This is a genomic window from Halolamina salina (assembly GCF_042678005.1).
Classification (GTDB): domain Archaea; phylum Halobacteriota; class Halobacteria; order Halobacteriales; family Haloferacaceae; genus Halolamina; species Halolamina salina.
This window is the reverse complement of record NZ_JBHUDH010000139.1, coordinates 28130-42155: the sequence shown is the minus strand read 5'-3', so window position 1 is coordinate 42155 and position 14026 is coordinate 28130. Positions and strand designations below refer to the sequence as shown.

General features: G+C 69.8%; 13 protein-coding genes and 1 pseudogene. 7 read left to right on the top strand and 7 right to left on the bottom strand.

Translation table 11 applies throughout. The features are described from left to right. The 3 genes from ACFR9S_RS12090 to ACFR9S_RS12080 form a co-directional block, all read right to left on the bottom strand. Positions 1-1665: transglutaminase family protein (locus ACFR9S_RS12090; protein ID WP_379818768.1), on the bottom strand; the 1665-nt coding region annotated here is incomplete at its 3' end. Further along, positions 1662-2723, bottom strand: coding sequence for a DUF58 domain-containing protein (locus ACFR9S_RS12085; protein WP_379818767.1), 1062 nt, complete (start codon positions 2721-2723; stop codon positions 1662-1664). The genes ACFR9S_RS12090 and ACFR9S_RS12085, both read right to left, overlap by 4 nt. Further along, positions 2723-3724 (bottom strand): AAA family ATPase, encoded by a 1002-nt coding sequence (locus ACFR9S_RS12080; RefSeq protein WP_379732723.1) that lies wholly within the window; start codon positions 3722-3724, stop codon positions 2723-2725. The genes ACFR9S_RS12085 and ACFR9S_RS12080 overlap by 1 nt, the downstream gene beginning before the upstream one ends. Before the next feature lie 174 nt (positions 3725-3898). Between ACFR9S_RS12080 and ACFR9S_RS12075 the strand changes: the two genes are divergently transcribed. From ACFR9S_RS12075 to ACFR9S_RS12060, 4 genes and pseudogenes are all read left to right on the top strand, one after another. Beyond that, a complete protein-coding gene (locus ACFR9S_RS12075; protein WP_379818766.1) occupies positions 3899-5107 on the top strand; it encodes a threonine synthase in 1209 nt (402 codons plus the stop codon). 58 nt (positions 5108-5165) lie between these two features. Continuing rightward, positions 5166-6402 (top strand): annotated as a pseudogene (locus ACFR9S_RS12070) (HD domain-containing protein). A 46-nt stretch (positions 6403-6448) separates the two neighbouring features. Next, a complete protein-coding gene (locus ACFR9S_RS12065; RefSeq protein WP_379818765.1) occupies positions 6449-6916 on the top strand; it encodes an MOSC domain-containing protein in 468 nt (155 codons plus the stop codon). A gap of 39 nt (positions 6917-6955) precedes the next feature. Beyond that, positions 6956-7144: a hypothetical protein gene (locus tag ACFR9S_RS12060; RefSeq protein WP_379732321.1), complete on the top strand. Its 189-nt coding sequence runs from the start codon at positions 6956-6958 to the stop codon at positions 7142-7144. Positions 7145-7148: 4 nt separating this feature from the next. Here ACFR9S_RS12060 and ACFR9S_RS12055 read toward each other — a convergent pair whose 3' ends face one another. Then, positions 7149-7418, bottom strand: a complete 270-nt coding sequence (locus ACFR9S_RS12055) for an acc operon protein (protein WP_379818764.1) — start codon at positions 7416-7418, stop codon at positions 7149-7151. Beyond that, positions 7415-8959: an acyl-CoA carboxylase subunit beta gene (locus tag ACFR9S_RS12050; protein WP_379732225.1), complete on the bottom strand. Its 1545-nt coding sequence runs from the start codon at positions 8957-8959 to the stop codon at positions 7415-7417. The genes ACFR9S_RS12055 and ACFR9S_RS12050 overlap by 4 nt, the downstream gene beginning before the upstream one ends. A 392-nt stretch (positions 8960-9351) precedes the next feature. Here ACFR9S_RS12050 and ACFR9S_RS12045 point away from each other — a divergent pair, with 392 nt between their 5' ends. Both ACFR9S_RS12045 and ACFR9S_RS12040 read left to right on the top strand, forming a co-directional pair. After that, entirely contained in the window at positions 9352-10122 is a 771-nt protein-coding gene (locus tag ACFR9S_RS12045) for a hypothetical protein (protein ID WP_379732223.1), read from the top strand. Between the two features lie 252 nt (positions 10123-10374). Then, entirely contained in the window at positions 10375-11322 is a 948-nt protein-coding gene (locus tag ACFR9S_RS12040; protein WP_379818763.1) for a biotin--[acetyl-CoA-carboxylase] ligase, read from the top strand. Positions 11323-11331: 9 nt separating this feature from the next. On the opposite strand, the gene ACFR9S_RS12035 is transcribed toward ACFR9S_RS12040, so the two are convergent. Beyond that, a complete protein-coding gene (locus ACFR9S_RS12035) occupies positions 11332-11859 on the bottom strand; it encodes an amphi-Trp domain-containing protein (protein ID WP_379731474.1) in 528 nt (175 codons plus the stop codon). A gap of 137 nt (positions 11860-11996) precedes the next feature. Between ACFR9S_RS12035 and hemE the strand changes: the two genes are divergently transcribed. Then, entirely contained in the window at positions 11997-13007 is a 1011-nt protein-coding gene (gene hemE / locus ACFR9S_RS12030; RefSeq protein WP_379731475.1) for a uroporphyrinogen decarboxylase, read from the top strand. On the opposite strand, the gene ACFR9S_RS12025 is transcribed toward hemE, so the two are convergent. Further along, positions 13008-14026: protoporphyrinogen/coproporphyrinogen oxidase (locus tag ACFR9S_RS12025; RefSeq protein ID WP_379818762.1), on the bottom strand; the 1019-nt coding region annotated here is incomplete at its 5' end.

Genomic DNA, 14026 nt, shown 5'->3' with positions numbered 1-14026 from the left:
CGTCCACCCGCCCGGACCGGTCCGGTTGGTGTCGACGCCGTCCTCGCCGCTCTGGCGCGCCTGCGCGATGCGCTGCTCGGCCGCGGACTCGCGGGGCGTGCTCGGCGTCGGATCGAACGCGACCCAGCCGGTCGCCGGGAAGTACACCTCGACCCACGCGTGGGCGTTCAGCCCGCGGACCACCCACTCGTCCTCCCCGACGCGCTCGCCGGGGGTGTAGCCCGTCACCATCCGGGCCGGGATCCCCTGCGTGCGAAGCATCACGGCCATCGTCGTCGCGTAGTAGGTGCAGTAGCCGGCGTCCATCTCGAACAGGAACGCGTCGGCGACGCTCCCCCGCGGGCGCTCGACGTTCAGCGAGTACTCCTTGGTTCGTTCGAGGTACGACTCGATCGCGACGGCGGTGTCGTAGGGGGTGGAGGCGTTCGCCCGGTCGGCGACCGTGGCCGCGCGCTCGCCCACGCGGTCGGGCGTGCTGTCGGGCAGCGAGAGGTACCGCTGTTCGATCCTCTCGGGATAGTCGGTGCCGGCCATCCGGAGGTCCCGAGTCGTGTACACCGGGCGCTGGCTGACGACCTTGTAGGACTCCCCCTCGGCGATCGGCGCCGCCGCGCGGAGGCCGCCCTCGGCGGTCACCTGCGTCGCCCGCTCGACGGTCCCATCGACCGTGACTGGCTTCCAGATCGCGGGCATGGAGTTCATCGTCGTCTCGGCGGTGATCGTCTGTTCGACCCCGATTGTCGGGCCGGGCGGGCTGTCGAGGCGGCCGTCGTAGCTGCGCGCCTCGCCGCTCCGGACCCACGAGCCGCCGGTGTAGCGGTCGTAGGCACCGACGCGCCAGTACCCCCGGCGCTCGGACTCGACGGAGAACCGCACCTCGGGCGAGAGCCGGATCGCGCCAACGATCCCGACGTTGTCGGCGTTGTCGACGACGTTGCCTTCGAGCGTCGGCGTCGCGCTGCCGCCGAGGACGGGGCCGCCGGCCCCGCCCGGGACCAGCGAGACAGTCGAGGAGAGCACGATCATCACCGTCACCACCAGCACAACCGTGTCCCAGTGGAGCGCGATCGCCCGCCGGGGGGAGAGCTCGCCGAACCCCACCGCGACCGCCGCGCCGACGACGCCCGCCAGCGTAGTGAGGAAGCCGGCGTCGCCCGTGAGCACGAACAGCCCGAGCGCGCTGCCGCCGACCGCGGCGCTCAGGGGGTAGTTCCCCCGGAGCGCGAGCAGCCACGAGCCCAAAAGCGGCGCGGGCAGCACCGCGAGCGCCCAGATCTCCGCCTGAACCAGCCGGAACACAGAGAGCCCGCTGAGCAGCGCCGCGAGGTCGGTCAGTACGGCGCCGGCGTCGATCAGCGCGCGCTGGCTCGCGGGGATCGAGAAGTAGTACGCCGCCATTCCGGCGAGCAGCGCCGCCGCGCTCCCCACCAGCGCCGTCCGGGTGTCGACGCGGCCGGCCAGCACCGCGCCGAGCGCGAGCACGACGCCGACCTCGAGGAGCAACGCCCCCGTGCCGCCGACTACGTCGGTGACGTGGAACAGCACCCGGAGGTACGACGCCGTGAGGACGGCGAACCCGAGCATCCCCGGGGAGAGGATCGCCGACCGGAGCGACCAGTCCGTTCCGGTCGCGAACCCCGACCCGCGGCCGGGGGCGGTCGTCACGCTTCCACCTCCGGGGCCGGCGTCGTGTCGCCCGTCGTCCGTGCCTCCACCATCTCCGAGAACTGGTGGCGGCGCCCGCGCACCTCGACGGTCGCGTCGTCGGCCCGGCCCTTGATCACCACGTCGGCGTCGGGGTTAGGCACCGGCCCGGAGTCGACCACCGCGAGCGTCCGGAGCATCGCCCCCTGTCCGCCGTACTCGGGGCCGACCCGAAGCTCCCCGCGCGGGAGCGAGAGCTCGACCGGGACGCCGTCTGCCACCAGCGGGAGCACCACGCTGGCGGTCGCCTCGGCCATCGCGTCGGCGCCCTCGGCGTTCGCGCCGGCGGCGACGGTCACCGACGCCACGTCAGTGTCGGCGGCGAACTCCGTGACGATCAGTTCGTCGCGCTTGGCCGTGGTCTTCCAGTGGATGTCCCGCAGCGGGTCGCCCGGGACGTACTCACGGAGCTCCTCGAACTCGCCGCGTTGGTCGCTCCGGCTGTACTCCTGCAGCCGCCCCAGCGACCGCCGCCCGACGACGCCGAGCCGCCGGACCCGCGGGAAGACGATCGTCGTCTCCGTCCCCCGGAGTTCGGTTTCGCGGGCGTGGAGGCCGAACGCGTCGGTCGCGGTCACCGTCAGCGGGCCGAGCGTGTGCTGGCCGCGCTGTCGGTACTCCACCTCGTACTCGATCGGCTCGGCGCCGACGGCCGTCTCGAACGTGATCTCGGCGTCGCCGTCGGGGCGCTCCCGGACCGTCGCGTTCTCCGAGGTGACCGGCCACAGCCCCTCGCCGACGCGCTCGGTCACGTCGCCGAGGAACGGCCGGGAGATCGAGTCGCCGTCGCGAGTGCGGAAGGAGAGTTCCGCCGTCCGTGTCTCGCCGGCGTGGGCGTTCTCCGGCGGCGTGCGGTCGACGGCGACGGCGGGGACGAATCGGACCTGCAGGTAGCCGGCAACCAGCGCGACGGCCGCGGGGGCGACGACCGCGTTGAGCGCGCGGGCGCCGAAAATCCCCGCGAGCAGCAGCGCCAGCCCCGCGACCCCGGCGACGGCACGGCCACGGCGCGTGAGCATCACTCCACGGGGACGGTCGAGAGCGCCGAGGCGACCACGTCCTCGCCGGTCTCGCTGCCCGTTCGCGGCCGGATGCGGTGGGCGAACACCGTCCGGGCCTCCGCCTGTACGTCCTCGGGAGTGACGTAGTCGCGCCCGTCGAGCAGCGCCCGGACCTGCGAGGTGCGGGCCAGCGCGATGCTCCCCCGGGGGCTGACGCCGAGTTGGGCCTCGTTCCGGGTGTGTTCGGCCAGCCGGCTGATGTAGCTCCGGACCGGCTCGCGCAGCGTCACCTGACTCGCCGTCTCGCGGGCGCGCCGAAGCTGCTTGCCGTCGGTGACGGGCTCTAACTCCTCGATCGGGTGGTGGCCGGCGGTGCGGCCGATGATCTCGGCCTCCTGCTCGCCGTCGGGGTAGCCCAGCCGGAGCTTCTTCGCGAAGCGGTCGACCTCGGCCATCGGGAGCTCGTAGGTGCGGCCGGTCTCCACGTCGTTCTGGGTCGCGATCACGACGAACGGCTCGGGGAGGCTCCGGGTGTCGCCGTCGACTGTCACCTGTCGCTCCTCCATCGCCTCGAGCAGCGAGCTCTGGGTCTTCGGCGGCGCGCGGTTGATCTCGTCGGCCAGCACCACGTTCGCGAACACCGGCCCGGGCTGGAACTCGAACTCCTGGGTCTTCTGGTTGAACACGTTCACGCCCGTCACGTCGGAGGGCAGCAGGTCGGGCGTGAACTGGACGCGGCGGAACGAGGCGTCGACGGAGGTCGCGACCGAGCGCGCGAGCATCGTCTTCCCGGTCCCGGGCACGTCCTCCAGCAGGACGTGGCCGCGGGCCAGCGTCGCGACGAGGATGTGCTCGATGGCGTCACGCTTGCCGACGATGACGCGCTCGACGTTGTCGACGATCTCGTCGATCAGGTCGGCCGCCGCGTCGACCGATAGCGGGTCCAGCGTCGACGGGCCGGCGTCGCCGCCGGTCTCGACGGCCGCGTCGCCGCCGTCGGACCGAGCGTCGTCGGTCATCGTCGCGGACCACCTCCGGGAACGTCCGTGCGGGGAGCGGGACGGTACACGAGGGGAGTGTGTGGCTGTGTCTACCTAACTCTGCCGCCAGCGGCGGAGTCCGGGGTCGCCGGCCCGCGCGTGTGCCTTGCCGGATCGGACAACCCATTAGCCGTGGGACTCACACCGTCGGCCATGGAGACCACCGACGCGTTCGCCGGGCTCGACTGCATCGACTGCGGGGAGCGGTTCGACGCCGAGACCGCGACCCACCGCTGCCCGGACTGCGGCGGCATCCTCGACCCGGCGTACGACTACGACGAGATCGACGTGTCCCGAGAGACGTTCGAGGGGGAGCGCTTCGACTCGCTGTGGCGCTACGACGCGCTGCTGCCGTTCCCCCGCGAGGTCGCCGTCTCGATCGGCGAGGGGGCAACGCCGCTGGTCGAGTGCCCGACGCTCGCCGACGCGATGGGCGTCGGCGAGGTGTACATCAAAGACGAGGGGCACAACCCCACCGGGACGTTCAAGGACCGCGGGCAGACCGGCGCGGTGACCGCCGCCGCCCAGCACGGCGCCGATACGATCGCGCTCAACACCGCCGGCAACGCCGGGCAGGCCGCCGCGGCGTACGCGGCCCGCGCGGGGATGGACGCCCACGTCTGGCTGGCCGAGCGCGCGGGCTACACGCAGAAGGCGATGGTGGAGGTTCACGGCGGTGAACTCCACGTCGTCGAGGGGGAGATCACCGACGCCGGCGCCGCCTACAGCGAGCGCATGGACGAGGAGGACTGGTACTCCACCAAGACGTTCGTCACCCCCTACCGCCACGAGACGAAGAAGACGATGCTGTACGAGACGGTCGAACAGCTCGACTGGGACGTGCCGGACGCGGTCGTCTACCCGACCGGCGGCGGCGTCGGCCTCGTCGGGATGCACAAGGGCGCGAAGGAGTTCCGCGACTTCGACCTGATCGACGAACTGCCGGGGATGTACGCCGCACAGGCCGCCGGCTGCGCCCCCGTCGTCGAAGCGTGGGAGCAGGGCAAGTCGATCCACGAGGCGTGGGGCGACGAGAACATCTCCACGGTGCTCAACGGCATCGCGGTCCCCGATCCGGGCGCGAGCCCGCTGATCCTCGACGCGCTGGCGGAGAGCGGCGGTGGCGCCGTCGCCGCCAGCGACGAGGCGATCCTCGACGCCGCAGTCCAGATCGCACAGACCGAGGGCGTGGAGATGGGCGCGACCTGTGCGGCCGCGGCCGCTGGGGCGTTCAGTCTCGCCGAGGAGGGTGAACTCGGCGAGGACGACACGGTCGTCCTGCTGAACACCGGCGCCGGCAACAAGGACGTTGACACGCTGCGCAGCCACCTCGGCGAGCGGGAGTTCGAGAGCGGGGAGTAACGTCCGACACCGTCGAAATCTGCGGCCCTTTTTACCGGATGCCGCCGAAACCCGGCGTATGACCACGATCAAGGACTCCGTCCACGACCACATCGAGGTGGAGGGGGTCGCCGCCGACCTGCTGGACACCCCCGCAGTCCAGCGGCTCCGTCACATCAAGCAGTTGGGGACGGTGCAGTTGGCGTATCCCTCCGCGAACCACACGCGCTTCGAGCACTCGCTCGGCGTCTACCACCTCGCCGAGCAGGCGCTCGACCAGCTGGGCGTCGACGGCATTGACGCCGAACGCGTCCGGGCGGCGGCGATGCTCCACGACGTCGGGCACGGCCCGTTCTCGCACAACATCGAGTCGCTGACCCACCGCGAGACGGGGAAGTACCACGACGACGTGGACGAGCTGCTCACCGAGGGGCAGGTCGGCGACGTGCTCCGGGCAAACGGGCTTGACCCCTCCCGGGTCGCGGGGCTGGTCGCCGGCGAGGGGAAGTTCGGCCAGCTCGTCTCCGGCGAACTGGACGTCGACCGGATGGACTACCTCGTCCGGGACGCCCACCACACCGGCGTTCCCTACGGCACGATCGACCCCGGGCGGCTCGTCCGGGCGCTGCGGTTCGTCGACGGCGAGCTCGTGCTCGCGCCGGGCAACGTCCAGAGCGCGGAGTCGCTGCTGGTCGCCCGGGCGCTGATGAACCCCACCGTCTACTCCCACCACGTCGCCCGGATCAGCAAGGCGATGCTGCGGCAGGCCTCCGAGCGCCTGCTCCGGAGCGACCCCGACCTGACCGCCGAGGAGCTCCGGCGTATGGACGACCACGGCCTCATCGTCGCGCTCCGGCTCTGTGAGGAGACGGCGGCGTTCGCCCGCCGCTACGCCGAGCGCGACCTGTTCAAGCGCGCGGTGTGGGCCGAACTGGGCGGCGTCCCCGACTGGCTGCTGGACGCGGGCCACGAGGAGACCCGAGAGCTGGAGGCCGAGATCGCCGCGGCCTGTGACCTCGATCCGCGGGAGGTGATCCTCGACGTGCCCAGCGAGCCGTCGATGCGGGAGTCCACCAGCCGCGTGATGGTCGGCGACGAGATCCGCGAACTCGGCCGGCAGTCGCCGCTGGTGAAGGCGCTCCGGACCGCCCAGTACCAGCAGTGGCGGCTGGGCGTCTACACGGTGCCCGAGGCGACCGAGCGCGTGGGCCACGAGGCGGTCGACCGCCTCCAACTCGACGTGGACGGCGCACTGGTAAGCGAACGNCCCCCGCGGCCGCCCGCCGACGCTCGACGAGTTCGCCGGCGCGGAGTAGCCACCGCCATCCTCGCACTTATTGGTGGCCGCACCGACTCCTGACCGTGACTGGAACCGTCGAACGCATCCACGTCGCCGGCGAGGCGGGCGCCCCGCCCGAGCCGCGGGAGTCCGTCGAGGCGGTCGTGGGCAAGGGGCTGACCGGCGATCGCTACTTCGAGAACGAGGGGACGTTCTCGACCGACGACGAGGAGCGGACCCGGGACCTGACGCTGATCGAGGCCGAGGCGATCGAGCAGGCGGAAGCCGACTACGACGTGTCGTTCGAGCCGGGGGTCCACCGCCGGAACCTCACCGTCCGCGGCGTGGGGCTGAACCGCCTGTTGGGCGAGCAGTTCCGCGTCGGCGACGCCGTCGTCGAAGGGACCGAGCTCTGTGAGCCCTGTACGTACCTCGAACGGAAGCTGGAGGAGAAAGGGGTTCGGGAGGCGCTGGTCCACCGCGGCGGCCTGCGGTGTGAGATCGTCGAGGGCGGCGAGATCGCCGGCGGCGACGTCGTGCTGACCGAGTAGAACCGACGCGTTCAGGACGCCGCCGCCCCCAGCGACGGCATGAGCGACCCCGAAGAGCTCGACTTCGACCGCGAGATCAAGGTCCGGCTGGCGTTCGCCGTCGTCGCCGCCGTGCTGGGTATCGGCGTCGCGACGTTCACCAACGTCTCCGAGTGGATCGCGTTCGGGATCGTCGTCGTGTTGGGGATCGTCGCGCCGCGGACGTACCTCTACTTCTCCGACGAGTAACGCCTCAGAGCCGCTCGGACCGGCCGGCGGCGCTCCAAGCGTCCGTCGGCGTCCCGTCGCGCACTCTGACGGTCCGGCGCTGTGTCGACTCGACGCGGCCCGCGAACCCCCAGCGGTTGCCCTGCCAGCTCTCGGTCTCGCTCTGGGCCGCCTCCGCCGCGGCCGCCGCCTCGCTGTCCCGGATGTGGGCGCCGACCGCGGCGGCGATGGCCGCCGCTTCGGCGTCGTCGGCGTCGTCGGGCAGGTCGAGGCGCTCGACGAGCGAGTCAGTCATATCGGGATGTTACCGTGTTTCTTCTGGGGCGTCTGCTCGCGCTTGCCCTGCAGCATTTCGAGGTCGGAGATCAGCCGCTCGCGGGTCTCCGGCGGCTCGATCACGTCGTCGATGTAGCCGCGGTCGGCGGCGGTGTAGGGGTTGGCGAACTCCTCGCGGTACTCGTCGATGAGCTCCTGTCGCCGGGCCTCCACGTCGTCGGCCTCTTCCAGTTCGTCGCTGTAGAGGATGTCCACCGCGCCCTCCGGCCCCATCACCGCGATCTCGGCGGTCGGCCACGCGTAGTTCACGTCGGCGCCCACGTGGCTCGAGGCCATCACGTCGTACGCGCCGCCGTAGGCCTTCCGCGTGATGACGGTGAGCAGCGGCACCGACGCCTCGCAGTAGGCGTACAGCAGCTTGGCGCCGTGGCGGATGATCCCGTTGTGCTCCTGATCGGTGCCGGGCATGAAGCCGGGCACGTCGACGAACGTCAGGACGGGGACGTTGAACGCGTCGCAGGTGCGGATGAACCGCGCGCCCTTCTCGCTGGCCTCGATGTCGAGCGTGCCGGCGTTGACGCGGGGCTGGTTCGCGAGCACGCCCACGGAGCGGCCGTCCATCCGGGCGAAGCCGACAACGAGATTCTTCGCGAACTCGGACTGTACCTCGAAGAACGAGCCCTCGTCGACGACCGACTCCAGCACGTCGTGCATGTCGTAGGGCTTGCGCGGCTGGTCGGGGACGACCGAGTTCAGCGACTCGTCGGCGCGCTCGGGGTCGTCCCATGGCTCGACCCGCGGGGGGTCCTCGACGTTGTTCTGCGGGAGGTAGGAGAGCAGCCGCCGGATGTCGTCGAGCGCGTCCTCCTCGCTCTCCTCGGCGAAGTGAGCGACGCCGGAGGTGGAGGCGTGGGTGACCGCGCCGCCGAGTTCCTCGAAGCTCACCTCCTCGCCGGTGACCGTCTTCACCACGTCGGGACCGGTGATGAACATGTGGCTGGTGTCTTTCACCATGAACGTGAAGTCGGTCATGGCGGGGGAGTACACCGCGCCGCCCGCGCAGGGACCCATGATCGCGGAGATCTGCGGGACGACGCCGGAGGCCTCCTGATTGCGCCGGAAGATCTCGGCGTAGCCGCCCAGCGCGTCGACGCCCTCCTGAATCCGGGCACCGGCGGAGTCGTTGAGGCCGACGACGGGCGCGCCGACCTGCGTGGCCTTGTCCATCACCTTCGTCACCTTCTCGGCGAACACCTCGCCGAGCGAGCCGCCGAAGACGGTGAAGTCGTGGGCGAAGACGAACACCTTCCGGCCGTCGACCTCGCCGTAGCCCGTGACGACGCCGTCGCCGTACACCTGTTTCTCCTCCATCCCGAACTTGTGGTTGCGGTGGGTTCGGAACTGGTCGAACTCCGTGAACGTGCCGTCGTCGAGGAAGTAGTCGATCCGCTCGCGGGCGGTCATCTTCCCCTTCTCGTGCTGGCGCTCGATGCGCTCCTCGCCGCCGCCCTTCAGGGCTTCCTCGCGGCGTTCGCGGAGTTCCTCGATGCGGTCCTCCATCGTCACTGTGGACCACCTGCGGTCATTGTGCGCAACGTCGCCGAGGCAGCGCAAAAGGATTCCGAACGAGAGAGGGAGAGCGTCGCGGAGGTGTGTCGACAAGTCTCTGCGAGAGCGGGGCTGGAAAACGTCGACCGGAAGGAAGTCGAGAAGCCGCTCGAAGGAGCGATAAGCCGGGAACGAGGCCCGTAAAACGGCTTTCTGCCAGCACTTTCTCCAAACAAATTAGGAATGTTGACATATCAGAGGCGACCTGACGTACGCTCAGAGTTGGGCTGCGGGAAGTCAGATATTGTCAGTCCTTCCCTGACCGGTCTCAGTCGTGTCAATACTACCTACAAATGGTGACTGGAGTCGAGTGAGTGCCCTCGAGTGGCGCGGTGCCACGAGGAGTGCACGACGAGGTAGTCAAACCAATGGAACGTCGAAAATTCATTGCCAGTGTCGGATCGCTCACTGCCGCCGGGGCAGCTGGAATCGGAACGGGCGCGTTCACGAGTACGCGGGTCAACCGTAACGTTTCGGTCGATGTCGCCGGTGACGCCGATTCGTACCTCGGAATCATCGCGTCCGATGCGAGCGCGGTTTCGACCAGTAGCGAAGGCACGATCTCCATCGATCTCGCCAGTAGCTCCGGGCACGGCGGGACTGGCGTATCGAACGACAGCCTGACGCGTATTTGGCCCGCGTTCCAGCTCCGGAATCAAGGGACGGATACGATATACGTCGAGATGGAGAACCCACTGGCCGACAGTGACCTCACGGACGGTGGTGTGGACGTGCAGTTCCTCGCTGTTGACGACGCCGACGAAAACGTGATCGGGGACAACATGCCGGTTCTCTTCGATCGGACCAGCGTCGTGAGCAGCGTTGGTGGATGGGATATCGGGAACCCGGCCGCAATCGCCCAAAGTGTGGGCGGCGTCCACGCACGTGGGTTTAAAGGTAGCTCCCGTGGCGGAAGTCGGTTCAAAGGTAACGACGAGGCTTCGACGATGTACCTGGAGTTGAGCCCAGGTCAGGATGTCGATGTCATCGTCCGAGTGTTCGCCCAAGTCGACGACGTCGACTCCGTCGACCTCTCGGACGACGTCACAATCGAGGCCTACACTGACGAATCGAACACGACTATCGAAGACGGTGAAGATTGGCTCGGTGACTGATTAACTGGTCAGCTCGTTATCTTTTTAGGACTCATCTGGAGGTTCAACAGTTCTGAAACTGTCTGATTCGCACAACGAGTATCATACGTTTCAGACGCTTACTGCATTCGCATACGTACTCCCCGTGCTAAGCGGGAACTTGACCAGACGTCGGGAACACGGCGAGCGACTGGAACGGAGTGGAATCGTCCTCAGGCGAACCACCGACGCCACACCACGACCGATTTACCCCCACCGGTCCCACGGCCACCCATGACCGACACGCGTCGCGCGCTGCTCGATGCCCTCGAGGACGACCGCGTCGCCGGCCCCGAACTCGCGGACCGACTCGGCGTCTCCCGAGCGGCGGTCTGGAAACAGGTCGAGGCGCTCCGGGAGACGGGCTGGGGGATCGAGAGCACCGACGACGGCTACCGCGTGACCGACGTGGCCGAGTTCGGCGGCGCCGCGATCGAGTACGGCCTCGACGCGCCGTTCGAGATCGAGTTCCACGACAGCATCGGCTCCACCAACGAGCGCGCCCGCGAACTCGCCGACGAGGGGCGGGCGGACGTGGCCGTCGTCGCCGACGAGCAGACCGCCGGGCGTGGACGGCTGGACCGCGGCTGGAGCGGTCCGTCGGGCGGGATCTACACGTCGTTGCTGCTCCGTCCGGACGTGCCGCCCGCCCACTCGCCCGTCTACACGCTCGCGGCCGCGGTCGCCGTGACGCGCGCCGCGCGGGAGGCGGGCGTCGACGCGCGGATCAAGTGGCCGAACGACGTTCTCGTCCTCGACGATGAGGCCGAGCGCGGCGGGCAGAAACTCTGTGGCATCCTCACCGAGATGGAGGGCGAGGCCGACCGCGTCGCGTGGCTGATCGTCGGCATCGGGATCAACGCCAACGTCGATGCGGACGCGCTACCCGACGGCGCCACCTCCCTGCTGGCCGAACGCGGCGAGCCGATCGACCGCCGACTGTTCACCCAGCGCCTGCTGGAGACGTTCGACGACCTGCGGAACGACCCCGACTCGATCCTCGACGCGTGGCGCGAACACGCGGCGACGCTCGGCCAGCGCGTGCGCGTGGAGACCCCCGGCGGCGACGTGGTCGGCGAAGCCGTCGACGTGGCGTTCCCCGGCGCGCTGGTGGTCGAAACCGACGACGGCGAGCGAAAGCGCGTGACTGCGGGCGACTGCGAACACCTGCGCCCGGTGTAACGGTCGGTGTTACTCGCTGAACTCCTCGGAGAGCTCGGCGTCCGGGGAGTTCGCGACCACGCTGCGGATCCCCTTCAGGGCGTTGTGCTTGCGCGTGTACCCCTCGCCGCCCGTCGCGATGACGTTCCCGTTGCGGTGGCGGAGCCGCCAGCGCCACTCCGACGCCCTGTCCTGAAACAGTTCGAAGCGGGCCATCGACTGTGGTCCGTCGGTCGCCCCCGCGAGTACGGGCTTCCCGGTCTCGGTTTCGTCCTCGTTCTCCTCCTCGACGCCGATCGGCTCCTCGATTGACGTAACGGACGATTCCGCGTCGGACGCGGGCCACTCGATCTCCAGTTCCAGACTCGCCTCGCCGCCCTCGGTTTCCAGTTCGAGTTCGAGGGTGAGTTCGTCGGGCATCGCGACGGAGACCGCGTTTGCCCCGTCGCCCAGCCGAACGTCGCCGGCGCGAACCCCGTCGGCCACGCCCTCCAGGATCGACGCGATCTCCGCACGGTCGGCCGTCAGCTCCTCGTCGTACTCGTCGTTTCGAGTCACAGTCGCAGTCCGGGGGGACGACGGATAAACGGTTGCTCCGTCGAGAATCGGACGGGTCGGTCGAGACACAGAGCCGCCGACACGCGTAGCCAGCCCCGAACGGAAACGCACTAACCCCGACCGGCCGAACCCCCGCTATGACCGATCCGCTTCTCGTCCGTGCCGCCCGCGGCGAGCACACCGAGCGCCCGCCCGTCTGGCTGATGCGGCAGGCCGGCCGCCACCTGCCCGAATACCGCGAACTCCGCGAGGAGTACAGTTTCCGCGAGGCGATCGAGACGCCCGAAGTCGCCGAGGAGATCACGCTCCAGCCGTACGAGCGCTACGGCGTCGACGGCGTGGTGATGTTCTCGGACATCCTCACCTGCCTCGAACCGCTCGGCTTCGACTACCACATCGAGTCCGGCGTCGGCCCGGTGATCGAGAACCCCGTCGAGGGGCCGGAGGACGTTGCCCGCCGCCGTGGCGACGTGCGCGAGGAACTCTCGTTCGTCGCGGACCTGCTCGACCGCCTGAGCGAGAGCGTCGCCGACGAGGACGCCGTGTTAGGGTTCGCGGGCGGCCCGTTCACGCTCGCGTCCTACGTCGTCGCCGGCGGGCCCGACCGCGGGCGCAAGGAGGTCCGGAAGTTCCGCGCGCGTCATCCCGAGGCGTTTCGGGAGCTGATGGAGCGCTTCGCGGACGTGGTCGCGGAGTACCTCCAAATGCAGGCCGACCACGGCGCCGACGCCGTCCAGCTGTTCGACACCTACGCGGGCGTGCTCCCGCCGGCGGATTATCAGGAGTACGTCCTCCCGCTCCACCGCGAGATCGTCGAGAGCGTCGATCTCCCGACGATCGAGTTCGTCCGCAACATGGGCGGGCGACTGGAGAGCCTGGAGGCGACCGGCGCCGACGCCGTCGCGCTCGACTGGACTGTCGACATGGCGACCGCCCGTTCGGAACTGGGCGACACGCCCGTTCAGGGGAACCTCGACCCGTCGATACTGTACGCCGACCCCGAGACGATCCGCGAGCGGACCGCCGAGATCATCGAGGCCGCCGGTGCCGAGGGGCACGTCCTCAACCTCGGCCACGGCGTCAACCGCGACACGCCGATCGAGGGCGTCGAGGCGTTCGTCGAAACCGCGAAGAACTGGGAGTGGTAGCTACTCAGGGCCTGCGAGCCGCCCGGCCAGCCGTCGCGCCTCGCGGACCCGGCTCGGCACGCCCATCCGGCCGGTGTAGTTGGTCGCGAGCGTGATCCCCTCGGGGGGGTCGACGCGCTCGCTGGCAGCCCAGGAGTCGTCCCACGCGGGGAACGCGCGGGGCATGCGCTCAACGTTGACCACCTCGGCGTCGACGCCCATCACGCGCCGGAACTCGGAGACCGCCGTCTCCCCGAGCGTCGCGTCGTCGCGATCGATCGCCCCGGGGTCGTGCATCCCGCCGAGGAAGACGGTGTAGACGCCGTCGCGGTCGAACAGGCTGGTGTTCCACGTCACGCCCAGCGTCCGCAGCGGCTCGGTCCGGCGGACCTGATAGCCGAACCCGTCGGCGCGGGCGGGGCTCTCCAGATGCACCATCACGAGGGGGTTGTAGTTGAACTCCCGGAGCGCCGCCGCGCTCTCGGCGTCGACGCCCTCGACGATGTCGGCGGTGGTGTCGGCGGGCGTCGTGAGCACGACGTGATCGACGCGCCGGCTCCCGTTGTCGGTGTGGACGAGCCACTCGCCGTCGCCGTCGTCGGCGCGCTCGATTCCCGTCACGGGCGTCTCGCGGTGGAGTCGGTCGGCGTGTTCCTCGGCCAGCGCCTCGGGGAGGCGCTGGAGTCCGGACTCGAAGCTCGCCGGCGGCGGCGTCTCGTCGCTGGCGAACACCAGCCGGGAGAGCGCCGCCCGGAGCAGGCTGCCGTTTTTCTCCTCCATCCCCATGATCGGCTTCAGCGCGTACTTCGCGGGCATTCGCGCCGGGTCGGAGCCGTACGTGCCGCCGAACAGGGGGGCGATCAGGTTCGTGTACGCCTCGCGGCCGAACTTCCGGACGAACGCCGCCTCGGCGGACTCCTCGGGGTCGATCGGATCGGTCAGCGGTTCGGCCAGCAGGCGGAGCTTCGCCGTCGGCGAGAGCAGGTCCGTCCGCCGGAACGCCGACAGCGACCGGGGCGCCTCCCGGAGTTTGCCGCCGG